The organism is Burkholderia oklahomensis C6786 (genome assembly GCF_000959365.1).
GTDB lineage: Bacteria > Pseudomonadota > Gammaproteobacteria > Burkholderiales > Burkholderiaceae > Burkholderia > Burkholderia oklahomensis.
The window spans coordinates 3811930-3837258 of record NZ_CP009555.1 but is presented as its reverse complement, the minus strand read 5'-3'; the positions used below and the strand labels follow the sequence as shown (position 1 = coordinate 3837258).

At 71.2% G+C, this 25329-nt stretch carries 15 protein-coding genes and 2 riboswitches; of the genes, 10 read left to right on the top strand and 5 right to left on the bottom strand.

What is annotated here, in order from left to right; all coding sequences use genetic code 11:
• Positions 1–4 precede the first annotated feature (4 nt).
• The 4 genes from BG90_RS17070 (at position 5) to BG90_RS17055 (ending at position 9901) form a co-directional block, all read left to right on the top strand.
• Positions 5–5173 carry a non-ribosomal peptide synthetase gene (locus BG90_RS17070; protein ID WP_045568243.1) on the top strand — a complete coding sequence of 1723 codons (5169 nt, stop codon included), beginning with the start codon at positions 5–7 and terminating at the stop codon, positions 5171–5173.
• A 128-nt stretch (positions 5174–5301) separates the two neighbouring features.
• On the top strand, positions 5302–6723 hold the full coding sequence (locus BG90_RS17065) for a lysine N(6)-hydroxylase/L-ornithine N(5)-oxygenase family protein (RefSeq protein WP_010115459.1): 1422 nt from the start codon (positions 5302–5304) through the stop codon (positions 6721–6723).
• A 45-nt stretch (positions 6724–6768) separates the two neighbouring features.
• The gene (locus BG90_RS17060) at positions 6769–8988 is read left to right on the top strand and encodes a TonB-dependent siderophore receptor (RefSeq protein ID WP_010115458.1); all 2220 of its coding nucleotides are present in this window, start codon (positions 6769–6771) and stop codon (positions 8986–8988) included.
• A 73-nt stretch (positions 8989–9061) separates the two neighbouring features.
• A complete protein-coding gene (locus BG90_RS17055; RefSeq protein WP_010115456.1) occupies positions 9062–9901 on the top strand; it encodes a formyltransferase family protein in 840 nt (279 codons plus the stop codon).
• A 45-nt stretch (positions 9902–9946) separates the two neighbouring features.
• Here BG90_RS17055 and BG90_RS17050 read toward each other — a convergent pair whose 3' ends face one another.
• From BG90_RS17050 to BG90_RS17040, 3 genes are all read right to left on the bottom strand, one after another.
• Positions 9947–11443, bottom strand: coding sequence for a cobyrinic acid a,c-diamide synthase CobB (locus tag BG90_RS17050; protein WP_010115454.1), 1497 nt, complete (start codon positions 11441–11443; stop codon positions 9947–9949).
• 4 nt (positions 11444–11447) lie between these two features.
• Positions 11448–12050 carry a cob(I)yrinic acid a,c-diamide adenosyltransferase gene (gene cobO, locus BG90_RS17045; RefSeq protein ID WP_010115452.1) on the bottom strand — a complete coding sequence of 201 codons (603 nt, stop codon included), beginning with the start codon at positions 12048–12050 and terminating at the stop codon, positions 11448–11450.
• A 67-nt stretch (positions 12051–12117) separates the two neighbouring features.
• Entirely contained in the window at positions 12118–12528 is a 411-nt protein-coding gene (locus BG90_RS17040) for a cobalamin biosynthesis protein (RefSeq protein WP_038802611.1), read from the bottom strand.
• A 157-nt stretch (positions 12529–12685) separates the two neighbouring features.
• A riboswitch (cobalamin riboswitch) is annotated at positions 12686–12917 on the bottom strand.
• Between the two features lie 231 nt (positions 12918–13148).
• Positions 13149–13407: riboswitch (cobalamin riboswitch) on the top strand.
• 285 nt (positions 13408–13692) lie between these two features.
• Between BG90_RS17040 and BG90_RS17030 the strand changes: the two genes are divergently transcribed.
• The 3 genes from BG90_RS17030 to cobN are packed head-to-tail and all read left to right on the top strand — an operon-like array spanning position 13693 to position 20187.
• Positions 13693–14754: a HoxN/HupN/NixA family nickel/cobalt transporter gene (locus tag BG90_RS17030; RefSeq protein WP_010115443.1), complete on the top strand. Its 1062-nt coding sequence runs from the start codon at positions 13693–13695 to the stop codon at positions 14752–14754.
• Between the two features lie 57 nt (positions 14755–14811).
• Positions 14812–15885 carry a cobalamin biosynthesis protein CobW gene (gene cobW, locus BG90_RS17025; RefSeq protein ID WP_010115441.1) on the top strand — a complete coding sequence of 358 codons (1074 nt, stop codon included), beginning with the start codon at positions 14812–14814 and terminating at the stop codon, positions 15883–15885.
• A gap of 24 nt (positions 15886–15909) precedes the next feature.
• Complete coding sequence (cobN, locus tag BG90_RS33105; RefSeq protein WP_082094614.1) at positions 15910–20187, top strand: cobaltochelatase subunit CobN; 4278 nt, start codon at positions 15910–15912, stop codon at positions 20185–20187.
• Between the two features lie 137 nt (positions 20188–20324).
• Here the strand turns inward: cobN and BG90_RS36175 are convergent, their stop codons facing one another.
• On the bottom strand, positions 20325–20771 hold the full coding sequence (locus BG90_RS36175) for a hypothetical protein (protein ID WP_157135690.1): 447 nt from the start codon (positions 20769–20771) through the stop codon (positions 20325–20327).
• Positions 20772–20806: 35 nt separating this feature from the next.
• On the opposite strand from BG90_RS36175, the gene BG90_RS17005 reads away from it, so the two are divergent.
• The 3 genes from BG90_RS17005 to BG90_RS16995 all read left to right on the top strand — a co-directional run bounded on the left by BG90_RS17005 (position 20807) and on the right by BG90_RS16995 (position 23779).
• Positions 20807–22033, top strand: a complete 1227-nt coding sequence (locus tag BG90_RS17005) for a magnesium chelatase ATPase subunit I (protein WP_045568242.1) — start codon at positions 20807–20809, stop codon at positions 22031–22033.
• Between the two features lie 71 nt (positions 22034–22104).
• Entirely contained in the window at positions 22105–22722 is a 618-nt protein-coding gene (locus tag BG90_RS17000; RefSeq protein ID WP_038802613.1) for a vWA domain-containing protein, read from the top strand.
• 370 nt (positions 22723–23092) lie between these two features.
• Positions 23093–23779, top strand: coding sequence for an alpha/beta hydrolase (locus BG90_RS16995; RefSeq protein ID WP_025989810.1), 687 nt, complete (start codon positions 23093–23095; stop codon positions 23777–23779).
• 374 nt (positions 23780–24153) lie between these two features.
• On the opposite strand, the gene BG90_RS16990 is transcribed toward BG90_RS16995, so the two are convergent.
• Positions 24154–25134 (bottom strand): hypothetical protein, encoded by a 981-nt coding sequence (locus BG90_RS16990; protein ID WP_038801958.1) that lies wholly within the window; start codon positions 25132–25134, stop codon positions 24154–24156.
• Positions 25135–25329 lie beyond the last annotated feature (195 nt).

Here is a 25329-nt window from a genome sequence, read left to right as displayed (position 1 = left end):
CCGCATGACCGCCACCCCCGATCTGCTGTCGCTCGCCGCGCGTTTCGCGCGGCTGCCCGGCACGCAGCGCAAGCAGTTCCTCGCGAAGCTCGGCGCCGCGGGGATCGATTTCCGGATGCTGCCGATCCCGCCGCGCGAGGACCGCGCGGCGAGCGCGCCGGCGTCGTTCGCGCAGACGCGCCTCTGGCTGCACGCGCGTCTGCTCGGCGAATCGGCCGCGTATCACATCACCGAGCGGCTGCGTCTTGACGGCGCGCTCGACGCGAACGCGCTGCGGCTGTCGTGCGACGCGCTGATCGCGCGCCACGAAGCGCTGCGCACGACGTTCGCCGAAGGCGCCGACGGCGTGCTGCAGACCGTGCACGCGCCGACGCGCTGCCCGTGGCGCTTCACGGATTTCGCCGACGCGCCCGCCGCGGAGCGCGACGCGCGCGCGGCGGCCGTCGCCGCACGCGACGAGGCCGAGCCGTTCGATCTCGCGCACGGCCCGCTGCTGCGCGCGCATCTGATCCGGCTCGACGCGTCGGTTCACTGGCTCGTGCTGACGACGCATCACATCGTGTCGGACGGCTGGTCGGCCGACGTGATGCTCGCGGAGCTGTCGTCGTTCTATCGGTCGTTCGCGACGGGCGACGCGGTGTCGCTCGCGCCGCTGCCGATCCAGTACGCCGACTACGCGCTCTGGCAGCGCCGCTGGCTCGACGCGGGCGAGGGCGAGCGCCAGCTCGCGTACTGGCGCGCGACGCTCGACGCGAGCCGCGACGTGCTGCTGCTGCCCGGCGCGGCGACGCGGCCCGCGCAGCGCAGCGCAAGCGGCGCGCGCCACACGTTCGACGTGCCGGCCGCGCTCGCGCAGCGGGCGCGCTCGCTCGCGCAGACGCGCCGCGCGACGCCGTTCGCGGTGCTGCTCGCCGCGCTCGCGACGCTGCTCGCGCGCGCGTCGGGCGAGCCGGAGATCCGGATCGGCGTGCCGTCGGCGAATCGCGAGCGCGGCGAGACCGTCGGGCTGATCGGTTTTTTCGTGAACACGCTCGCGCTCGCGGTCCGAACGCCCGCGACGCGCGCGTTCGAGACGCTCGTCGACGCGACGCAGCGCGGCCTCGTCGATGCGCAATCGCATCAGGACGTGCCGTTCGACCAGGTGGTCGACGCGCTCGGCGTCGCGCGCAGCGCGAGCCACCATCCGCTCTTTCAGGTGATGGCCGCGTACGGCGCGCACCGCGCGCTGCCGTCGTTTGCCGACGTGCGCGCGACCGAGCTGCCGTCCGGCATGCCGTACGCGAAATTCGACCTGACGCTGAGCTTCGACGAGCGCGACGACGGCGGGCTCGACGCGCGCTTCGTCTATGCGACCGACATTTTCGATGCCGATGCGATCGAGCGGCTTGCCGCACGCTATGTCGAGCTGCTCGCGCACGCGGTCGACGCGCCCGGCGCGGCGATAGGCGACCTGCAATGGCTGCCCGACGCGGAGCGCCGCGAGCTCGCCGCGTGGAACGGCGAGACGCACGGCGGCGCGGATCGCGAGCGCGGCGGGGCGTCCTCGGGGCGATCGCCGGTCGGCGAATCGTCCGGCGAACTTTCCGGCGTGTCTTTCGGCAAGCCGCCCGGCGGGCCGTTCGACGAACCGTTCGTCCCGGTCCACGACCGGATCGCCGAGCATGCACGCCGCCGTCCCGATGCGCGCGGCGTCGCCGACGTCGCGCGCGCGCTGACGCGCGGCGAGGTCGAGCGGCGCGCGACGCGGCTCGCGAAACGGCTCGTCGCGGCGGGCGTGCGCGCGGAAATGCGCGTCGGCGTCGCGCTGTCGCGGTCCGTCGACCTGCTCGTCGGCCTGATCGCCGCGCTCAAGTCGGGCGGCGCGTTCGTGCCGCTCGATCCGAGCCACCCGCGCGAGCGGCTGGCCCAAATGCTCGACGACGCGCAGATCGCGCACGTGATCACCGAGCGAGGCGGCGTCGACGCGCTGCCGCTCGCGGGCGCCGCGCGCGCATGGCTCGTCGACGACGAGATCCCCGACGCCGAGATCGACGGCGTCGCGCTGCCGGACGTATCGCCGCATCAGGCCGCGTACGTGATCTACACGTCGGGCTCGACGGGCAAGCCGAAGGGCGTCGTCGTCGATCACGGCGCGTTCGCGCGCCATTGCGACGCGATCGCCGCGCGCTACGGCGCGACCGAGCGCGACGTGTTCATGCTGTTCCAGTCGGTCAATTTCGACGGCGCGCACGAAGGCTGGTTCTCGCAATATCTGTCCGGCGCGGCGGTCGCGGTGACGGCCGACACGCTGTGGCCGCCCGCGCGGACCTGCGCGCTGATCGCGCGCGAAGGCGTGACGATGACCTACGTGCCGCCCGGCTGCGCGACGCAGCTCGCCGAATGGGCGCTCGAGCACGGCGCGCCGCCGACGCTGCGCTCGATCACGGTCGGCGGCGAGGCGACGTCGCGCGAAGCGTTCGCGCTGATGCGCCGCGCGTTTCCGAATGCGCGCGTCGTCAACGGCTACGGGCCGACCGAGACCGTGATCACGCCGATGCTGTGGATGTTCGAGCCGGGCGACGATCCGGCAAAGCTCGCCGACGCCGCGTATCTGCCGATCGGCACGCTCGTCGGCGCGCGCACCGCGCACGTGTTCGACGCGCGGCTGAACCCGCTGCCCGTCGGCGTGATCGGCGAGCTGTACCTGGGCGGCGAGGGGATCGGCGTCGCGCGCGGCTATCTGGGCCGCGCGGCGCTCACGGCCGAGCGCTTCGTGCCCGATCCGTACGGCGCGCCGGGCGCGCGGCTCTATCGCACGGGCGACCTCGTGCGCCGCCGCGCGGACGGCGTGTTCGATTTCATCGGCCGCATCGACCATCAGGTGAAGCTGCGCGGGCTGCGCATCGAGCTGGGCGAGATCGAGGCGCAGCTCGCCGCGCACGACGACGTGCGCGAGGCGGTCGCGGTCGTGTTCGGCAACGGAGCGCAGGCGCGGCTCGTCGCGTACGTCGAGCTGACGGGCGACGCCCGCGAGCGCGCGCGGTGCGCCGACGCGGCCGAGCTCGACGCGCACCTGCGCCGCACGCTGCCCGACTACATGGTGCCCGCGCATATCGTCGTGCTCGATGCGCTGCCGCGCAACGCGAACAGCAAGGTCGACCGCGCGGCGCTGCCCGAGCCGGCGCACGTCGCGCGCGCGTACGAGGCGCCCGTGAACGACGTCGAGGCGGCGCTCGCGGACATCTGGCGCGAAGTGCTCGGCGTCGAGCGGGTCGGCCGCGCCGATCATTTCTTCGAGCTGGGCGGCCATTCGCTCGCCGCGGTGCGCGTCGCGACCCGCGTCGCCGAGCGGCTCGCGCGCGATGTGCCGGTGCGCGCGCTGTTCGAGGCGCCGATTCTCGCGCCTTACGCGCAGCGCGTGTCCGCCGCGGCGCCCGCGGAAGCGGCGCGCGGCGCGGGCGGCGCGCCCGCCGCGGCATATGCGCCGGACGCCGACGGCGTGCTGCCGCTGTCCGCCGCGCAGCGCGGCCTGTGGTTCCTGTGGCGCGCGCAGCCGGACAGCGCCGCGTACAACATTCCGGTCGCGCTGCGGCTTCGGGGCGCGCTCGACGTCGACGCGCTCGCCGCCGCGTTCGCGCACGCGGCGGCCCGTCATCCGGCGCTGCGCACGCGGATCGTCGCGCGGGCGGACGGCGCGCCGGGCCAGCGGATCGCGCCGGCGCGGGACGTCGCATTGCCGGTCGTCGATCTCGGCGCGAGGCCGGAGCTGGCCGACGAGCCCGCGCGGCTCGCCGCCGCAGCAGCGCTGACCGACGCCGACGCGCTCGCGCCGTTCGATCTCGCCGCCGACGCGCCGCTGTGGCGCGTGCGCGTGGTCCGGCTCGGCGCGGCCGATCACGTGCTGTCGCTCGTCGTTCATCACATCGTGTCGGACGGCCAGTCGATCGATCTGTGGCTCGACGAGGTTCGCGCGGCCTACGTCGCGCGGCTGGCGGGCGGGCGCGCGGCCAAGCCGTCCGAAGCACCCGAAGCACCGCATGCGCCGGCGGCCGACGCGCTCGTGCTGCCGGCCGCCGCGCCGCACGCGCGCCTGTCGTTCTGGCGCGAAGCGCTCGCGGGCGCGCCGTCGCACGCGCTGCCGCCGCCGCGCACGGGCCGCGCCGTCGCGCCGCGCTGGGACGCGGGCCGTCTCGCGTTCGAGCTCGACGACGCGCTCGCGCGCCGCGCGCGCGCGATGGCGCTCGACGCGCACGCGACGCTGCCGATGCTGCTGCACGCGGCGCTCAACGCGGCGTTCTACCGCGCGACGGGCGCGACCGATCAGCCGGTCGGCGTGCTCGCGTCGACGCGCGAGCTGACGGGCGACGCCGCCGAGCGCTCGCTCGGGCTCTTCATCAACGCGGTCGTCGTGCGCACGCGGCTCGCGAGCGCCGATACGCCGACGACGCTCGTCGCCGCGGTGCGCGACGCGGCGCTCGCCGCCTATGCGCACGCGGACGCGCCGTTTTCCGACGTCGTCGCCGCGCTGCGCGCGCCGCGCGCGGTCAACGGCAATCCGCTGTTCCAGGTGATGTTCAACTACCTGCGGCCGGCGGGCGCCGCCGCGCGCGACTGGGCGGGGCTCGCGGTCGACGGGTTCAACGACGTCCGGCATCGCGTCGTGTTCGAGCTGGAGCTCGACGTCGTCGAGCATCCGGACGGCCGCGTGACGGGCGCGTTCTCGTATGCGACGGAACGCGTCGACGGCGCGTTCGTCGCCGCGCTCGCGGCCGACTATCTCGACGTCGTGCGTGGCTTCGTCGATGCGCCGGCGCGCGCGCTCGGCGCGTCCGCCGCGCGCTTTCCGCTCGCCGCGCACGATGGGCACGATGCGCTCGCCGCGATGCCGCCGCCGTCGCGCGCACCGAACGCCCGCGTGGACGCGCGGGCGGCCGACCGCTGCGCGCACGCGCTCGCCGGCGTGTGGCGCGCGTGCTTCGAGCGCGCCGCGCCCGCGCCGGACGGCGATCTGTTCGAAGCGGGCGCGACGTCGTTCGACGTCGTGCGCTTCGTCGACGCGGCGCAGGCGGCCGGCTTCGCGCTCGCGATCGCCGACGTGTTCGCCGCGCCGAGCTTCGCGGCGCTCGGCGCGCTCGCGATACGCGCGGCGCAGGCGGCCGGCCAGCCGGCGACGGAGGGGCGCGATGCCGATTGAGCGCCGCCTGGCGCATCGGCCCCACATCGACCGGATCGGCCGCATCGGCGATGCGCGCGATCCGCGTCACGTTTTTCTCCAGCCGGCGCCTTCAGCGCGCCGGTCACACCGTTAAGGGAATCAGACACATGCAGAGAGATACCGTATTCGACCTGATCGGCGTCGGTTTCGGGCCGTCGAACCTCGCGCTCGCCGTGCGCCTCGCGGAAGCGGGCGACGCGGCCGCGTTCGCGCATTGCTACGTCGAGCGCCAGCCGGAATTCGGCTGGCACCGCGGAATGCTGCTCGACGACTGCCGGATGCAGATCTCCTTCCTGAAGGATCTCGTCACGCTGCGCGATCCGACGAGCCGCTTCACGTTCGTCAACTACCTGTACGAGCACGGGCGCTTGAGCGAATTCGTCAACCTGAAGAACTTCTATCCGACGCGCGTCGAGTTCCACGATTACCTGAGCTGGGTCGCGGACGCGTTCGACGAGCGCGTCCATTACGGCGAGACGGTGACGGCGATCGAGCCCGTCGCGGCGCCGGGCGGAAGCGGCGAGATCGACGCGCTGCGCGTGTTCTCGCGCGACGGCGAAGGCCGCGAGCGGCAGCGCGTCGCACGCGCGCTGTCGGTCGGCGTCGGCGGCGCGCCGAGCGTGCCCGATGCGTTCGCCTCGCTCGGGCCGGACCTCGTCGTCCACTCGTCGAACTATCTGACGTCGATCGACCGGATCGTCGGCGCGCCCGCATCCGGCGCGTCCGATGCCAGTGCGAAAAAGCGCGTCGCGGTGATCGGCGCGGGGCAGAGCGCGGCCGAGGTGTTCGTCGATCTCGCGCGCCGCTTTGCGCACGTCGACGCGAGTCTCGTGATCCGCTCGGGCGCGCTGAAGCCCGCGGACGACAGCCCGTTCGTCAACGAGATCTTCAATCCGGCGTTCACGGACGTCGTCTACGCGCAGCCGGCGAGCGGCCGGCGCACGCTGATCGAGCGCTTTCGCGACACGAACTACGCGGTCGTCGACCGCCCGCTCATCGAGCAGATCTACGAAATGCTCTATCTGCAGCGCGTATCGGGCGCCACGGGCGCCGCGCCGCGCCATCGGCTGATCGCGAACGCCGCGATCGAGTCGGCCGCGCGCACGGCGAACGGACAGGTCGAGCTCACGCTGCGCGACCGCCTGACGGGCGATGCGCACACCGAGCGCTTCGACGCGCTCGTGCTCGCGACGGGCTACCGCCGCGACACGCATCTCGCGCTGCTCGACGGGCTCGCGCCGCATCTGGGCGACGCGCTCGCGGCGGGCGACGTCGCGCGCGACTACCGGCTCGCGACGCCCGCGCACTTCAAGCCGCGGATCTATCTGCAAGGTTGCTGCGAGGACAGCCACGGGCTGTCCGACACGCTGCTGTCGGTGCTCGCGCGACGCGCCGACGAAATCGCCGCATCGCTCGGGGAGCGCGCGCATGCGGCGGAACACGAAGAAGCCGTCCGGCCCGAAGGCCGCGCACGGTCACGACACGATAACAACGGGGTGAGCGGCGGCCGGCTGGCCTTCGCTCTTTGATGATGTGCGGCCTCTCGGCCGCTTTGCAACTTGGAGCAACGGAAGATGGAGTGGGCAACCAGCACGCGCGTGCGTGCGATCGCGGCCGCGGCAGGCGTGGCGTTTTACGCGGCGGCGGCGAGTCACGCGCAGGCACAGGCGGTGCAGCCGGCCGGGGACGGGAAGCCGCCGGGCAGTCAGGTGAAGCAGGACACCGCGTCGGGCGGCACGTTGCCCGCGATTTCGGTGTCGGCGGATGCGGAGCGCGACGCGAGCGTCGGTCTCGTCGCGCGGCGCAGCACGACCGGCACGAAGACCGATACGCCGATCGTCGAGATTCCGCAGACGATCAACGTCGTGACCGCGCAGCAGATCGAGGCGACGGGCGCGACCGACATCAACCAGGCATTCCGCTACATTCCGGGCTTCTCGACCTACGGGTCGGACAACCGGTCGGACTGGTACGCGGCGCTGCGCGGCTTCACGCCGACGGTGTTCGTCGACGGGCTGCAGGTGCCGAACACGCTGAACCTGTCGAGCTGGCGCGTCGATCCGTACATGATCGACAGCATCACCGTGCTGCGCGGGCCGACGTCGGTGCTGTACGGGCAGGGCGATCCGGGCGCGATCGTCGACGTGCAGAGCAAGCTCGCGAACGGCGAGCGGATTCGCGAGGCCGGCGTGCAGGTCGGCAACTACGCGCGCAAGCAGCTGATGTTCGACATCGGCGACAAGATCGACAAGGACGGCACGCTGTCGTACCGGATCGTCGGCGTCGGCCGCGACGGCAACTCGCAGTCGGGGCCGCTCGCCGATCAGCGCGTGTCGTTCGCGCCGTCGGTCAAATGGCAGCCGAACGCGGACACGTCGCTCACGCTGTCCGCGACGTACCTGCAGGACTGGAGCGGCACGTCGACCAACTTCCTGCCGGCGCAAGGGACGGTGCTGCCGAATCCGAACGGCACGATCTCGAACGACCTGTACACCGCCGACGCGAACTTCGACCACTACCGGAAAAAGCAATGGTCGCTCGGCTATCAGTTCGAGCACAGGCTGAACCCGGTGTGGACGTTCCGGCAGAACGTGCGCTGGATGCACCTGTCGCTCGACGACGCGTCCGTCTACGGCGGCGGCCTCGACGACGCCGATCCGACGATGGCGACGATGACCCGCTACGCGGGCCTGTTCCAGTTCAACTACAGCCGTTTCGACGTCGACAACCAGGCGCAGGCGAAATTCGCGACGGGCCCGCTCGCGCACACGGTGCTGTTCGGCTTCGACTACAACCGCCAGACGACGACGGACAGCGAATGGCTCGCGAAGGCGCCGAGCCTGAACATGTTCCGTCCGGTCTACGCGCCGATCACGACCGGCATCTTCAGCGGCCCGACCGCGTATCCGCGCACCGACACGAAGACGACGCTGAACGCGTTCGGCGTGTACGTGCAGGATCAGATCAAATGGCAGCGCTGGGTGCTGACGCTGGGCGGCCGGCACGACTGGACGAACACGACGCAGGACGACATCGCGAACTCGGCGAGCTTCAAGCAGAACGACCACGCGTTCAGCGGGCGCGTCGGCCTCACGTATCTCGGCGACTACGGCCTCGCGCCGTACCTCAGCTATTCGACGTCGTTCAACCCGCAGATCGGCCTGAAGCTGGCGGGCGGCGGGCTCGCGACGCCGACCAAGGGCCGCCAGATCGAGGCGGGCCTGCGCTGGCAGCCGCCCGGCAAGAACCTGATGCTGAACGCGGCGGTGTACCAGATCAACCAGACCAACGTCGCGATGAGCAACCCGAACGACTCGACGAGCAGCACGTTCGTGCAGGTGGGCGAGGTGCGCTCGCGCGGGGTCGAGCTGAGCGCGGTCGGCAATCTGTCGCGCGAGCTGTCGGTGATCGCCGCCTACGTCTATCAGGACGTGAAGAACGTGAAGGCGAACGACAACACGCTGAACAGGTGGCCCGTCGACGTGCCGCGTCCGCGCCAGATCGCGTCGCTGTGGGCCGACTGGACGTGGCGCAACGGGCCGCTGACGGGCTTCGGGGTCGGCGCGGGCGTGCGCTACATGAGCGCGGCGGCGGGCGCGGCCGACAATTCGCTGACGGTGCCGAGCTACACGCTGTTCGACGCGGCGCTGCACTACGAGCTGCGCAACTGGCGCTTCGCGATCAACGCGACGAATCTGTTCAACCGCCGCTACGTGAGCGGCTGCCAGTCGGAAGCCGTGTGCATGTACGGCAACGAGCGCACCGTGATCGCGACGGCGAAATACAACTGGTGAGCGCGGCGCATCGCCTCATCATCCCAAAGGGCGGCGCGGCGGCGCGCCGCCCGAACGAGAGGACAACACTGCGATGGCAAAGAAGAAACTCGTCTACATCTGGTCGCTGAGGAACGCCGCCGCCGACAAGGCGGGGCAGCAGGTCGACTACAAGGGCGGCAAGCGCTACATGAAGTCGGTGCTCGAATCGCTCGTCGACGCGCTGAACGACACCGGGCTCGGCGACGCGTACTCGCTCGAACGGGTGATCCACGACGACGACGCGGGTTCGCCGCTCGACCGCGAGAAGCTCGCCGAATACGGCTTTTCGCACCAGCCCGGCAAGCGCTGGTTCTATCCGCCCGAGCTGCGCGTGCAGGGCCGGCTCGTCAACGATCTGCTGCTCGCGATTCCGTCCGAATACCGTCGCGAGCCGTTCGATTCGCCCGCGCGGACGGCGGGCAAGCACGTGTTCGAGCAGCGCCTGCGCGAAGCGCTCGACGGGCTCGAAGCCGATCTCGTCGTGCTCGACGGGCTGCTCGTGATCCTCGACGAGCTCGTGCGGCCGGGCGCGCCGTATTGCCGGCGGATCGTCAACATCCATCCGGGCATCACGCGCGCGGAGTCGCCGTACGAGCGGCGCGGCGCATACGCGACGCTCGACGCGCTATACGGCGCGCGCGGGCAGAAGGTCGTCGACTGGACGACGAGGGCGACCGTGCCCGTCGAGCCGATCCGGATGACGGGCGCGTCGTTCCATTACGTCGACAACGGCGTCGATTCGGGCGAGGTGATCCATGACGTGCTGAACACGGAGATCGGCGAGCACGACACGATCCTCGAGCTGCGCTGGAACAACTTCAACCGCAGCCTCTTTCCGGCGCTGCACGAAGGGCTTGCGATCATGGCGGGGCTCGACGCGCGCGTGGCGTGAGCGGGCGGGGCGGACGACGCGCGGCGTAGTCTCGTCCCGCGGCGGCTACGGCGCGTCGCCCGTGAAAAGCGCCGCCGCCGCGGGCGGATTCGACGGCCAATACGCGTGGAAGTACGTCGCGACGATCGAACCGTGCCGGTAGACGGCTTCGCCCGCCGCGCCGTCGTCCGGGCGCGTCGCGGCCGCGACGGGCGCAAGCGGCGTCGCGAATCGCGAATAGTGGAACGTGTGCCCCGTCATCGCGCCGAAGCGCGTCGCGAGCGTCTGCATCCCGAGCGCGGCAAAGCGCCGCTGCATCGTCGCGTCGCCGGGCACGAGGCCGAGCATCGGCGTGCGCGCGCCGTCGACGTCCGTCAGCGAATCGCTCAGATACAGCATCCCGCCGCATTCGGCGACCACCGGCTTGCCCGCCGCGACGTGCGCGGCGATCGCGCGCGCGGTCGTCGCGTTCGCCGCGAGCCGCGCCGCATGCAGTTCCGGATAGCCGCCCGGCAGGTACAGCGCGTCGCAGCCGGCGGGCAGCGGCGCGTCGGCGAGCGGCGAGAAGAACGCGAGCTCGGCGCCGAGCGCTTCCAGTTGATCGAGATTCGCCGGATAGATGAACGAGAACGCCGCGTCGCGCGCGATCGCGATCCGCTTGCCGGCGAGGCTCGGCGTTTGCGTGGCGGCAGCCGATGCGACCGATGCGACCGATGCGCGATTGCGGTCGCCGGCGGCGTCCGACGTTGCAATCGTCTCGTGGTCGCCATCGACGGCGTTCGTCGCCGCGACCACGCCGTCGTCGTCTTCGGCATCGCTCGCCGTCGCCGGCGCGTCATGGCAGTCGTCCGTGGGGCCCGGTGTCGCAACCATCCCGTGGCCGTTTGCGTCAACGAACGCGAACTCGACGACGGGCGGCAGCTCGGCGAGCGCCGTGCGCGCGATCGCGTCGGCCGCGCGATCGATGCGCGCGTCGAGATCGGCGATGTCGTCCGGCTGATGCAGCCCGAGATGCCGCTCCGGCAGCGCGATCTGCGCGTCGCGCGGCAGATGGCCGAGCCAGCGGATCGATGCGGGCAGCGCGCCGCGCAGCAGCTGCGCGTGACGCTCGGAGCCGACGCGGTTCGCGAGCACGCCGTGAAACGGCACGCCGGGCCGGAAATGCGCGAGCCCGAACGCGAGCGCGGCGAAGGTCTGCGCCATCGACTGCGCGGAGATCACCGCGGCGACCGGCACGCGAAACGCCTGCGCGAGATCGGCGCTCGACGGCGTGCCGTCGAAAAGCCCCATCACGCCTTCGATCAGGATCACGTCCGCTTCGGCTGCGGCGCGCGCGAGGAGCGCGCGGCAGCCGCGCTCGCCGACCATCCCGAGATCGAGCGAATAGACGCTCGCGCCGCTCGCGCGCGCGAGCAGCATCGGATCCAGGAAATCCGGGCCGGTCTTGAACACCCGCACGCGCCGGCCGAGCCGCCGGTGATGGCGCGCGAGCGCCGCCGTCACCGACGTCTTGCCCTGGCCGGACGCGGCGGCGGCGACGAAGAGCGCGGGGCAGGCGGGCATCGCGTCAGAACTCCACGCCGCGCTGCGCCTTCACCCCTTGCTCCTTGTACGGATGCTTGACGATCCGCATCTCGGTGACGAGGTCGGCCGCGTCGACGAGCGCGTCGGGCGCGTGCCGGCCCGTCACGACGACGTGCAGCATCGGCGCGCGCGCGGCGATCGTCGCGAGCACCTCGTCGAGCGGCAGGTATTCGTACTTGAGCACCGTGTTCAGCTCGTCGAGGATCACCATCCGGTAGTCGCCGCTCTCGATCATCCGGCGCGCCTCGTCCCAGCCCTTGCGGGCAGTCGCGATGTCGGCGTCGCGATTCTGCGTGTTCCACGTGTAGCCGTCGCCCATCGTGACGAAGTCGCACTGCGCGTTCGCGCCGAGGAAATCGCGCTCGGACGTGTGCAGCGCGCCCTTGATGAACTGCACGACGCCGACCCGCATCCCGTGGCCGAGCATCCGCACGGCCATCCCGAACGCGGCCGTGCTCTTGCCCTTGCCGTTGCCGGTGTTGACGATCAGAAGGCCTTTCTCGACGGTCGCGGCCGCCTGTTTTTTCTCGTGGCCCGCGCGGCGGCGCTCGGTCATGCGTTGATGCGATTCGGCATCGGTTTTCATCGTCTGGAGTCCTGTGAGTCGGGTGATTCGTGTGGTTCGTGGATCGGAAGACGGGGCGCGGCGCGCGTCACAGCGGGCCGGCGAGCGCCGCCGTCACGCCGTCGAGCGCGAGCTTGCGCACGATGAGCGCGCCGTTCGGCGCGGCGAGCAGCGCGCACGGCTCGCAGACGCCGTCGACGCCGAACCGCTCGCGCGCGGCGGCCGACGGCGGCGTGCCGGCCGCAAGCGGCGTGTCGCGTGCGGCGCTCGCGATCTGCGCGGCGATCTCGTCGCGCGAGAACGCCGCGAGCGGCCAGCCGTGGCGCGCGCAGCATTCGACGAGGCCCGGCTCGTGCGCTTTCGCGTCGAGCGTCGCGACGACGCCGACGTCGGCGAGCGACGCATGCGGCAGATGCGCGAGCGCGGCGCGGATCGCGGCCTCGATCGCTTCGGCGGGCCGTCCCGCGCGGCAGCCGATGCCGAGCGCGACGCGCATCATCGGGCGGCCGCGCGCGAGGCGCGGGCGCGCGGGTTCCGGCGGCGTGAGTCGGATGGAATCATGTGGTCTCGGCAGTCGGCGGCCGGCTCGGGGGCCGGTGCGCCATGCGTTGCGCGCCCGGTTCCGTCCCCCGCGGGATCGGGCGTTCGGCGAGCGCGGCTCGCCCCTTGCGTCGGCCGGTATCCGGGCTGACCGCTTGCCATCCCGCCGCCTTCCCGTCCGTGGCGAGGACAGTGGCGCGATGGCGGAATGCGCGAACGCGGCGTGCGCGTCGCAGGCGGCGTACCGTTGCGAGGACAGCACAGGCTGCGCGGGCTGGCCGCTTCCTGTTTCCCGTTTGACTGAGCGCGCGATCGCGCGCTCGGGCACCGAACGCGCGCATACGATAGCACAGCGCCGACGGCGCGAGGGCGGCATGCCGACGGCGCGCGGCGAGGCGGGCAGTCGCGATTCGACGCATCCGCTGCGCGATGCCGTTCGATGCGGCGCAGATCGCCCGCGCCGCATCGATCGACATCCGCCGCCGGTCGGACGGTCGGGCGCCGGTCACGGGACATCCCGGCCGCCGCGCCGCGTCCGCGCCGCCTTTTGTCCGCCTTGACGCGCCGCGCCCGCGCGCCTACACTCGCTCGCGTTTTGGTGCTCGCGTGCGGGTTCTGTCGCACGCAGTTAAACGGGAAGCAGGGAGCGTCGCCGCGTCGCGGCCCGCCAACCTGCGCTGCCCCCGCAACGGTAAGCGAATGCATCGCGCAAGCGATGCGGCGCCGGCTTCTCCGCATGCCTGCCGGCATGCGCGGCCAACCACTGGACGCATCGCGTCCGGGAAGGTGAAGCGGCGTTTTCGTCAGCCCGGATACCGGCCGAGACACAGGGTCTGTTCGCCGATCGAGCGCATGCGCCGCGACGGCGAGCGGCCCCGGGGTTCAGCGCCGCGGGGATGCGGCGTGTCGTCCACGGCTTCATCGCGTCGCTCGCCGCCGCTGCGTGGCTCGTCCCCGTCCGATGCCGCGTGCTTCGGCCCGCGTCGCGCGCACGTCGTGAGCGCGCGCCGGCGCACAGTGCGCATGGGCGAACGGCGGGCCGGGCGGGCAGCACGAGCATCGCGCGCGATGTCGCGCGTGTTGGCATTCTTCTTGTTTGTCGACCGTTCGCAAAGGGAGCGCCATGCTCAGATCGTTTCTCCGTCTCTTCAACGACAGTCCCGCCGAGCTCCGCAGCAAGATCGCCGGCATCTACGCGCTGCTGATCGCGTTCAACGTCGGCGCGTGGGTCTGGGCGTTCGCCGCGTTCCACGGCCAGCCGGTGCTGCTCGGCACCGCGCTCCTCGCCTATACGTTCGGGCTGCGCCACGCGGTCGACGCCGACCACATCGCCGCGATCGACAACGTCACGCGCAAGCTGATGCACGAGCGCAAGAACCCGCTCGGCGCGGGGCTCTTCTTCTCGCTCGGCCATTCGACGGTCGTGATCCTGATGACGGTCGCGGTCGCGCTGACGGCGGCGACGCTCGCCGCGCGCTTCGAAGGGATGAAGGCATGGGGCGGCGTGATCGGCACGAGCGTGTCGGCGTTCTTCCTGCTCGTGCTCGCGTTCGCGAACCTGCTGATCCTGATCTCCGTGTACCGGACGTTCCGCGCGGTGCGGCGCGGCGAGCCGCTCGTCGAGCAGGATCTCGACATCCTGCTCAACCGGCGCGGCTTCTTCGCGCGGATCTTCCGGCCGCTGTTCGCGATCGTGTCGCGCAGCTGGCATCTTTATCCGATCGGCTTTCTGTTCGGCCTCGGGTTCGACACCGCGACCGAGATCGCGCTCTTCGGCATCTCGGCGACGCAGGCGCACGGCGGCCTGTCGTTCTGGTCCGTGATGGCGCTGCCGGTCCTCTTCACCGCGGGGATGACGCTCGTCGACACGACGGACGGCATCATGATGATGGGCGCGTACCGCTGGGCGTTCGTGCGGCCGATCCGCAAGATCTACTACAACATGACGATCACGTTCGTGTCGGTGCTCGTCGCGGTCGTGATCGGCGGAATCGAGGCGCTCGCGCTGATCGGCGACAAGCTCGCGCTCAAGGGCGGCCTGTGGGATGTCGCCGCGATGGCGGCCGAGCATTTCGGCATCCTCGGCTACTTCGTGATGGGGCTGTTCGTCGCGAGCTGGGCCGTGTCGGCGCTCATCTACCGGATCAAGCGCTACGACGACATCGACGTGACGATTTCCGCATGAGCCGCGCGCATCCGCGAGCGCTTCTCCATTGACCCGACACCGACCAACGGAATACCCATGCAAATGCGCAAAATCCCCGTGACGATCGTCACGGGCTTCCTCGGCAGCGGCAAAACGACGCTCTTGCGCCACATTCTCCAGAACGCGGGCGGCCGCCGGATCGTCGTGATCGTCAATGAGTTCGGCGAGCTCGGCATCGACGGCGAGATCCTCAAGGGCTGCGGGATCGGCTGCGACGACGCGGGCCGCGAAGCCGACGGCCAGCTCTACGAGCTCGCGAACGGGTGCCTGTGCTGCACCGTGCAGGAAGAGTTCTATCCGGTGATGGAAAAGCTCGTCGAGCGCCGCGCGGACATCGACCACGTGCTGATCGAGACGTCCGGCCTCGCGCTGCCGAAGCCGCTCGTGCAGGCGTTCAACTGGCCGTCGATCAAGAACAGCTTCACGGTCGATGCGGTGCTGACCGTCGTCGACGGGCCGGCCACGGCGCTCGGCCAGTTCGCCGAGAATCCGGTTGCCGTCGACGCGCAGCGCCGCGCCGACCCGAACCTCGATCACGAATCGCCGCTGCACGCGCTGTTCGCCGATCAGCTGTCGTCCGCCGATCTCGTGATCGTCAACAAGACCGATCTGCTCGACGACGGCGCGCTCGCGCGAGTCGAGACGGCGATCCGCGAAGAGATCCCGCCGCAGGTGAAGATCGTGCGCGCGCAGCGCGGCGAGCTCGATCTCGCGGCGCTGCTCGGCCTGAATGCCGCATCCGAGGAGACGATCCATCTGCGCCACGATCACCACGGCTCGGCCGACGATCCCGATCATCATCACGACGAGTTCGATTCGGTCGTCGTCGAGGCGCGCGTGGGCTCGCGCGAGGCCGCGCTCGACGTGCTCGCGGCGCTCGTCGAGGCGCACACGATCTATCGCGTGAAGGGCTTCGCCGCGCTGCCCGGCGCGCCGATGCGGCTCGTCGTCCAAGGCGTCGGGCGGCGCTTCGACAGCTATTTCGACCGCCGCCGGCGCGACGGCGAGGCGGACGTGAGCCGCTTCGTGCTGATCGGCGAGGACCTCGACGCAGCGGTGCTGCAGCGCGCGTTCGACGCGGCGCTCGCGGCCCGCGCGCAGGCCGCGTGACGTTGCGAAAGGCGGCATAGAGCGATGCATCTGTTGCGCACGACGCCGGGCGGTTTCGTCGACGATACGGCGGGCGTCGTCCGGATCGACCAGCGTCCGGCCGATATCGTCATCCTGAGCTCGGCCGACACGACGCTGTCGCTGCTCGCGAGCGTCGTGCCGAAGCTCGGCGGCGGCTTCCCGAGCGTGCGGCTCGCGAACGTGACGTTCCTGCGGCAGCCGGCATCGGTCGATTTCTATATCGACGACGTGCTGCGCCACGCGCGCGTCGTCGTGATCGACCATCTCGGCGGCGAGACGTACTGGCCGTACGGGATCGAGCAGGCGATCGCGCTCGCGGACCGCACGGGCCAAAGGCTCGCGATGTTCTCGGGCGACTTGCAGGAAGATCCGAACCTGATCGCGAAGAGCACCGTCGCGCCCGAGCTGTGCCGGCTGTGGTGGCGCTATCTGCGCGAGGGCGGGCCCGCGAACGCCGAGGGGCTGCTGCGCAGCATCGCGCATCACGCGCTCGGCGTCGGCGACGAGCCCGAGCCGCCGCGCCCGCTGCCCGCCGCCGCGCTCTATCATCCGGCGCAAGCGAGCCCGAGTCTCGACGACTGGCGCGCACGCTGGCGCGAGAGCGCGCCCGTCGTCGCGATCCTGTTCTACAAGGCGCACTGGCAGGCCGCGAACACCGCGGTGTTCGACGCGCTCGCCGACGCGCTCGCGCGCGTCGGGCTCAATCCGCTGCCGATCGCGGTGACGTCGCTCAAGGACGCGATGAGCCGCGCGGTCGTCGACACGCTGTGCGCCGATGCGAATGTCGCCCTCGTGCTGAACACGACCGCGTTCGCCGCGGGCGCGCCGGGCGCTGCCGAGCCGGAGGCGCTCGCTGGCGACGCGCCGGTGCTGCAGGTGATCCTGTCGGGCGGCAACCGCGACGCGTGGCTCGCCGATCCGCACGGCCTGAACGCGCGCGACATCGCGATGCACGTCGCGCTGCCCGAGGTCGACGGCCGGATCGTCACGCGCGCGGTGAGCTTCAAGGGGCTCGCGTACCGCTGCCCGCACACCGAGGTCGACGTCGTCCGCTACCAGCCGGACGACGAGCGGATCGCGTTCGTCGCCGAGCTGAGCCGCCGCTGGTGCCGGCTGCGCACGCTCGACAATGCCGAGAAGCGCGTCGCGCTCGTGCTCGCGAACTATCCGGCGAGCGAAGGACGGATCGGCAACGGCGTCGGGCTCGACACGCCGGCGTCGGTGCTCGCGGTGCTCGCGATGCTGCGCGACGAAGGCTACCGCGTCGCCGAGCTGCCCGGAGACGGCGACGCGCTGCTCGCGCGGATCACCGAAGGCGTGACGAACGATCCGTCGACGCGCGCGCTGCGCCCGGCGTTCCAGAGCTATCCGCTCGACGATTATCTGCGCCGCTTCGCGCAATTGCCGGACGCGGTGCGCCGCGCGCTGAACGAGCGCTGGGGGCCGCCCGAAGCGGACCCGACGCTGCGGCAGCGGCGCTTTGCGATCGCCGGCTGGCGCGCGGGCCGCGTGTTCGTCGGCGTGCAGCCGTCGCGCTCGCGCGGCGGCGACGACTACGCGAACTATCACGACGCCGATCTCGTGCCGCCGCACGCGTATCTCGCGTTCTACTTCTGGCTGCGCGACGCATTCGGCATCGACGCGATCGTCCACGTCGGCAAGCACGGCAATCTCGAATGGCTGCCGGGCAAGAGCGTCGCGCTGTCGGACGCGTGCTGGCCGGACCTGATCCTCGGACCGATGCCGCACCTGTATCCGTTCATCGTCAACGATCCGGGCGAGGGCAGCCAGGCGAAGCGGCGCGCGCAGGCGGTGATCGTCGACCACCTGATGCCGCCCCTCACGCGCGCGGAAAACTACGGGCCGCTGCAGGACCTCGAGCGGCAGGTCGACGAATACTACGACGCGCTGATGGTCGACGCGCGGCGCGCGAAGGTGCTGCGCGAGACGATCCTCGCGACGATCGTCGAGCACCGGCTGCACGAAGAGCTGAGCATCGCGCGGCCCGACGGCCGCGACGCCGAGGATGCGCTGCTCACGCGCGTCGACGCGTGGCTCTGCGAGCTGAAGGAGGCGCAGATCCGCGACGGGCTGCACACGTTCGGCAGCTCGCCGCGCGGCCGGCAGCGGCGCGACACGCTCGTCGCGCTCGCGCGCTTTCCGGCGGGCGACGGACGCGGCGGGCACGCGGGGCTGATCGGCGCGCTCGCGCGCGATCTCGCGCTCGGCGACGACTTCGATCCGCTCGCGTCCGACTGGGCCGCGCCGTGGACGGGGCCGCGGCCCGACGCGCTCCGCGCGGTCAGCGGCGAGCCGTGGCGGCATGCGGGCGATACGCGCGAGCGGCTCGAGCTGCTCGCGGGCCGGTTGATCGAGCGGGTGTGCGGGGAGGGCGGCGACGCGGACGCTCACGGCGACGAAGCGTCTCTTTCCGCGCATGACGCGCGCGACGGCGGCGAATTCGCAGCCGATGCGCACGGAGCGAACGGCGCGCTCGCGAGCGAGGCGTCGCGCCGGGTGCCGGATGTGAACGGCGCGGCTTCCGCGGAAGCGCTGCGCGATGCGCCCGCGCCCGCGCACGGCCGTGCGTCGCAAAGCGGCACGGCTGCCGGCGCGATGCGTCGCGACATCCGCGCAGCGGGCCGACCGCCGGCCGATCGGGCGTCGTTCGACGGAACGGCGCTCGACCCCGCGGCGCGGCGCCTGACGACAGTGGACGGCGAAGTCGCGGCAAGCGTCGAGCCGCAGGCCGGGCCGCGACAGTCCACGCGAGCCGCGCGGGGCGAATCCACCGCAGGCGCCGCACCCGCGAGCGGCGCGACGCGCGAGGCCGAGACGCCGGATGCGGCGACGCGGCCCGATGCATCGACGTCCGTCGATCTCGCCCGCGCCGCCGCCCATTGGCCGCACGCGCACGCGGTGCTCGAGCGCATCGCGCGCGACGTGCTGCCGCGCCTCGACGCGTGCGGCGACGAAGAGCTGCGCCAGTTGCGGCGCGGCCTCGAAGGCCGCTTCGTGCCGCCGGGGCCGAGCGGCTCTCCGTCGCGCGGCCGGCCGGACGTGCTGCCGACGGGCCGCAACTTCTATTCGGTCGACACGCGCGCGGTGCCGACGCAGGCCGCATGGACGATCGGCCTCAAATCGGCGCAGCAGTTGATCGAGCGCCATCTGCAGGAGCACGGCGACTACCCGCGCGCGGTCGGCCTGTCGGTATGGGGGACAGCGACGATGCGCACGGGCGGCGACGACATCGCGCAAGCGCTCGCGCTCCTCGGCGTGCGGCCGAAATGGGCGCCCGGCAGCCACCGCGTGACCGATTTCGAGATCCTCCCGATCGAGATCTTCGACCGGCCGCGGATCGACGTGACGCTGCGCGTGTCGGGCTTCTTTCGCGACGCGTTCGCGAACGTGATGCATCTGTTCGACGCGGCGGTGCAGGCCGTCGCCGAGCTCGACGAGCCCGAGCACCTGAACCCCGTCCGCGCGCGCGTGCGGCGCGAGGCGGACGCGCTCGCCGCGCGCGGCGTGCCGGCCGACGAGGCGCGCCGGCGCGCGGGCTGGCGCGTGTTCGGCGCACGGCCGGGCGGCTACGGCGCGGGGCTGCAGGCGCTGATCGACGGCCGCCACTGGCAGACCGACGCCGATCTCGCGCACGTGTACCGCACCTGGGGCGGTTACGCGTATGCGCAGAACAGCGCGGGCGAAGCCGCGCACGACGCGTTCGGCGCGCGCCTCGCGACGATCGACGCCGTCGTGCAGAACCAGGACAACCGCGAGCACGACATCCTCGATTCGAACGACTACTACCAGTTTCACGGCGGGATGGCGGCCGCGGTCCGCCACGCGTCGGGCCGGCAGCCGAGCCTCTATCACGGCGACCACAGCAATCCGGCCGCGCCGCGGATGAACACGCTGCGCGAGGAGATCGCGCGCGTGATCCGCTCGCGGGTCGTCAATCCGAAATGGATCGACGGCGTGAAGCGGCACGGCTACAAGGGCGCGGCGGAGATCGCGGCGACCGTCGACTATCTGTACGGCTACGACGCGACCGCGCGCGTGATCGCCGATCATCAATATGCGCTCGTCACCGACGCGTACCTGCACGACCCCGACACCCGAGCGTTCCTCGAACGGCACAATCCGCACGCGCTGCACGGGATCTGCGAGCGGCTCGTCGAGGCGATGCAGCGCGGCTTGTGGCGGGAGCCGGGCGCGCACCGCGACGCGATCGAAGGCTATCTGCTCGAGAGCGAACAGCATCTCGAAGGGGCGCGGCGATGAGCGATCGGGCGATCGCAGCCGGGCGCGCCGCGCGCCGGACGAACGGCTTGAATGATGGCGGAAGCGCGGCGCAGTCGATGCGCGGGATGGACGAACCGGGTGTGGCGAACGGCGCGGCGGGTGCGATGCCGTCGCCATCAGGAATCGAATTGGGCGTGCGGCAGTGAGCGAAGGAACAACGGTCGGCGGATACCGCGTAGATCGCCCGGACGGATCGACGAACGTCGAGTGCTCGACGCCAAGCGGTGCGCGCCCCGAACGGCGCGAATGGCGACGACGTTGCGAATGGCGCGACGGGCGTTGACGGCGCGCAATCGCCGCCGTGCGAGAAACTCGTGCGAGAAACGGGAAATGCAGCGATGAGCGAAGGAAAAGCGATCGGCCGCCGCAGCGACAGCGACGCGGACGATTCGAGGCGCGGCGAGCGCGCGGCGCAATCGGCGCTTGCCGAGAACGCCGTGAACGATGCCGGCGTCGAGCGCGGCGCGACGTGCGCGCGCGGCGCGCAATCGCCGTCGGGCGAGCGCGTCCGCGACGGCGCGAGCAACGCGAATCGCGCGGTCGAGTCGAACGTCGCGCGCCACGCATGCGATGCAACGTCATCTTCATGGGAAGCCAAGTGAACAAAACGAACGAAGCCTGCGCGGCGACGGACGCCGCATCCGGCGACCGCGCGCTGCCGGCCGCATATCCGTTTACCGCGCTGATCGGCCAGGACGCGCTGCAACGAGCGCTGCTCCTCGTCGCCGTCGATCCGGGCCTGGGCGGCGTGCTCGTCAGCGGCCCGCGCGGCACCGCGAAGTCGACCGCCGCGCGCGCGCTCGCCGAGCTCCTGCCCGAAGGGCGCTTCGTCACGCTGCCGCTGTCGGCGACCGACGAGCAGGTGACAGGCTCGCTCGACCTCGCGAGCGCGCTCGCCGACAACGCAGTGCGCTTCTCGCCCGGCCTCATCGCGCGCGCGCATCTGGGCGTGCTGTACGTCGACGAGATCAACCTGCTGCCGGACGCGCTCGTCGACGCGCTGCTCGACGCGGCCGCGAGCGGCGTCAACACGGTCGAGCGCGACGGCATCTCGCACAGCCACGCGGCGCGCTTCGCGCTCGTCGGCACGATGAATCCGGAAGAGGGCGAACTGCGGCCGCAACTGCTAGACCGCTTCGGACTGATGGTCGAGCTCGCGAACTGCTACGAAGCGGCGACGCGGCAGCGGATCGTCAAGGCGCGGCTCGCGTTCGATCTCGACCCGCATGCGTTCCGCGCGCAATACCGCGACGCGCAGGCGGCGCTCGTCGCGCAAATTCGCACGGCGCGCGCCGCGCTGCCGGCGCTCGCGTTCGACGACGCCGCGCACGCGCGCGTCAGCGCGCTTTGCATCGACGCGGAAGTCGACGGCCTGCGCGGCGACCTCGTGATGCTGCGCGCGGCGCGGGCGCTGGCGGCGCTCGAAGGCGCGACGATCGTCGATGCGGCGCACGTCGAGCGCGTCGCGGCCGACGTGCTGCGCCATCGGCGCACGCGGCCCGATGCGCCGGCGGGCGCCGGGCCCGAACGACGCGCGCCGACGGACGACTCCGCGGGCGATGCCGCGACCGATCGGGCGCATCGGGACGCGCCGCCGCCCACGGGTGACGATGCGCGGCACGCAGGCGCCGCCGGGCCCGCGCGCGCGCGATCGCCCGCGTCGCCCGAGGCCGAGGAAGGCGCGGCCGGCAACCGCGGCACGCCGAACGACGGCGTCCGGCGCACATCGGCCGACGACGGCAGCGACTGGGGCTATCTGCCGCCCGAGCCTGCCGGCATGACGCCCGTCAAAGGCGTGATTCCGCTGCCGCTAAAAAAACGCTGAGCCATCGGACGGATGCCGCCGCTGCCGCCGCGAACGCGCCGGGCAGCGGATTTCGATGGCTCGAGGCAGGCATGCGCGCGGACGACGCGAGCGATGCGCGGGGCCGCCCCGGCACGCGCGTCGCGTGGCGCGCGACGCTCGCGGCGAAGCGCGGCGACGCGCTGCGCGCCGATCATCTGCGGTACCGGCCGCGGACCGGCGCGCCCGTCGCGCTGCATTGCTTCGTGCTCGACTGCTCGGCGTCGATGCTGACGGCCGGGCGGCTCGCGCGTGCGAAGGGGCTCGTCGTCGCGCTCTTCGACCGCATCGCGCGCGAGCGCGCCGATGCGGCGCTCGTCTGCTTCGGCGGCGGCTCGGCCGACGTGCGCTTCGGTCCGGCCGTGCCGCGCTGGTGGAACGAGCGCTGGCTCGCGCCCGTCGGCGGAGGCGGCGGCACGCCGCTCGCGCAAGGAATCGACGCCGCCGCGCGGCTGCTCGCGCGCGCCGCGCGCCGGCGTCCGCAGCAGCCGCGCTGGCTGTGGGTGCTGTCGGACGGGCGAACGAACGAGGCGCCGGCGCGGCCCGCGCACGTCGATCGGATCGTCGTCGTCGACTTCGACGATGCGCCCGTCAGGCTCGGCCGCTGCGAGCGGCTCGCGCATGCGTGGGGCGCGGCGCTCGTCGCGCCGGACGAACTCGCGCGCGCGTGACGGATGGGATGCGCGCCGGCCCGGCCATGGCGCGCACGTGCGGCCTTCGCGAGCGATCGGAGACCGCAGCGCGGCAAAATCGAGCGGCACCGAGCGATATCAGGCGATATCAGGAGATACCGAGCGGCGACGATGCCCACGGCGCGGCACGACAGGGCCTGGCCTGACTGCGGAGCGCGAGGAACGCGTACGCCACCGAGCCCGCACCGCATGTCGTCCCCGCAACGCCGACTGCCCGTCCTGGCATCGGCGACCCACGCCCCGCCCGGCATCGATGCAACTCCCCATGCCGGGCGCGGGCGGTCGACCGCCGCCGCGATATGCGATCATCGATCCATTTTCCCCATCCAACTTCGCGGAGCTGACCAGCATGCTCGACGACCAGCCGACGATCGAAATCGAAACCGGACCCAACCCCGCGTTTGCGGTGATCCTGATGCACGGCCTCGGCGCCGACGCGCACGACTTCGTGCCGCTCGTCCCGGAATTGCGGATCGCGGGCGGCCCCGCGGTGCGCTTCGTGTTCCCGAACGCGCCCGAGATCGCGGTCACCGCGAACAACGGCTACGTGATGCGCGCGTGGTACGACATCCTGTCGTTCGAGGGCGTGAACCGGGAGGTCGACGAAGCGGGGATCGACGCGTCGTGCGCGACCGTGCGCCGCCTGATCGACGAGCAGAACCGGCGCGGCGTTCCGACGTCGCGAATCTTCGTCGCGGGCTTCTCGCAGGGCGGCGCGATGGCTTATTCGGCGGGCCTCACGCATCCGGATGCGCTCGCCGGGCTGATCGTGCTGTCCGGCTACATTCCGTCGCCGCGCTTCATCGACGAACGGCTCGCCGACGCGAATCGCCGCACGCCGATCTTCGCCGCGCACGGCACCGACGACGACATCCTGCCGATCGGGCTCGGCGAGGCTGCCCGCGATTTCGCGCGCGCGAGAGGATGCGCCGTCGACTGGAGTGCGTATCCGATGCCGCATTCGGTTTGCGGGGAGGAGGTCGACGCGCTGCGCCGGTGGCTGGAGGCGCGGCTTGCGGCAGCGGGCCTCGCGTAACGGAAGGAACGCCGCATGGTGCCGATTCGCGCGCGGATCGACGAAGTCCGACGAGGCCGCCGCCGCGGTCTTCGCCCGATTCATCCGGATGATGCGACAGGCCGGATTTTCCGTCGCGACACGGTCGGCCGACCGCCGTCCGGCTGAGATCGGCGCTGCGTCGAATTCGTCGCAATTGGACGTCAGCCGCGCGGGCGGCTTGATCCGATCGAGCCGGGGGCAGCCGGGATTCGTCGAGAATCCGCGGCGTCGCCAGCTGAACGGTCGCCCGAGATGCCGATTTCATCGTTGGAGCAAGCATCCTCGAATGCAGCCGATCGGCAGACACGGCGTCGCGCGCCGGAGCGACATCGCGTCTTTCCGGCGCGCGACGCTCACTTCCCGTTCAGCCACGGCGACTTCGTGCTCCAGAAGATGAGATCGGCGCCGAGATAGTCTTGCGCGTAATCGACGAACTCGTCCCGCGTGAAGGGTTTGCGGGTTCGAGGATTCGTATAGGTCAACGTCGGTTCCTGAACCGCCATGGCGACCAAGGCGAGCTTACCTTTGTACCGGTGGAAAAACGGGTATGCGTTTTTCATTTGGCCTTTCTTTCCGGGCACGATGTCCGGTCCGCCGAGGCCGATCCGGTTCTGGCTGGCGAATGAAAACAGGCGGGACATGTATTGATGGTCGTTATTCCACTCGCACGGCCAGAAATTGACATATTGAACGACGTAAGACTGGCGGAATGCTTTTCTCGCGAAGTCGAGATTGCCCAAGGTCGCATCGAAATACCTGTCGCAGCTGAACCCGGTCTTATCGCGCTTCATGTCGAGATCGATCGCCGTCTCCGGCAGATTGATGCCCATGACGCGACCGTCGAACTGCTTCGCCAATGCGGCGAGGAGTTGCTGATAGCGCTTCTGTACCGCTGGATTCCACTGCTGCGCGACCCAGCCATTGCCGATAGGGCGATTTTCGCCGGGGTTGTCGTATTGCGGCACGATGCCGCCGCCATAAACCGGATCATGCTGGAGATAAGACGGGATGTTCCGGGCTTGCGGCTCGAAGAATCGATCCTGAATCTGGATAAACAGTTTTCTGTTCAAGCCGTTCAGATATCGCAAATCTTGCTCGATTCGCGAGAAGTCATATTGTCCTTTGCTTTTCTCGAGATCTTTCCAGTTGTATACGATCTGAACCCCTGCGATGTCCGGCCGCTTGATCATCGCGTCGATCTGCTTCAGGTCGCCTGAGCTGGTATAGAGAAAATTCTGTACCGCAGCGGCATTCGCCGGGCCGGCCAGGACCGACAACTGCAGGAAGGCCGCAATCACGAACCTGCGCGGCGAGATTGAGCTGGAAGGCCGCATCGAAACTCCTTGCATTTTTTAGCGGTCCGTGTGATCCGATGATCGCAGTTTGGTTCAAATGGCTCATCCATCTTCGATGGGGGCAGCGTAGTTCCCGGCAGCGCGCTCCGGCCAATCGCGCCGGCAGTTCCTGCGGCATTGCCCCGCGGGTGATATCGAGCGGCCTTCGTGCGGCGGCGGCGCGCCGCGCCGGCC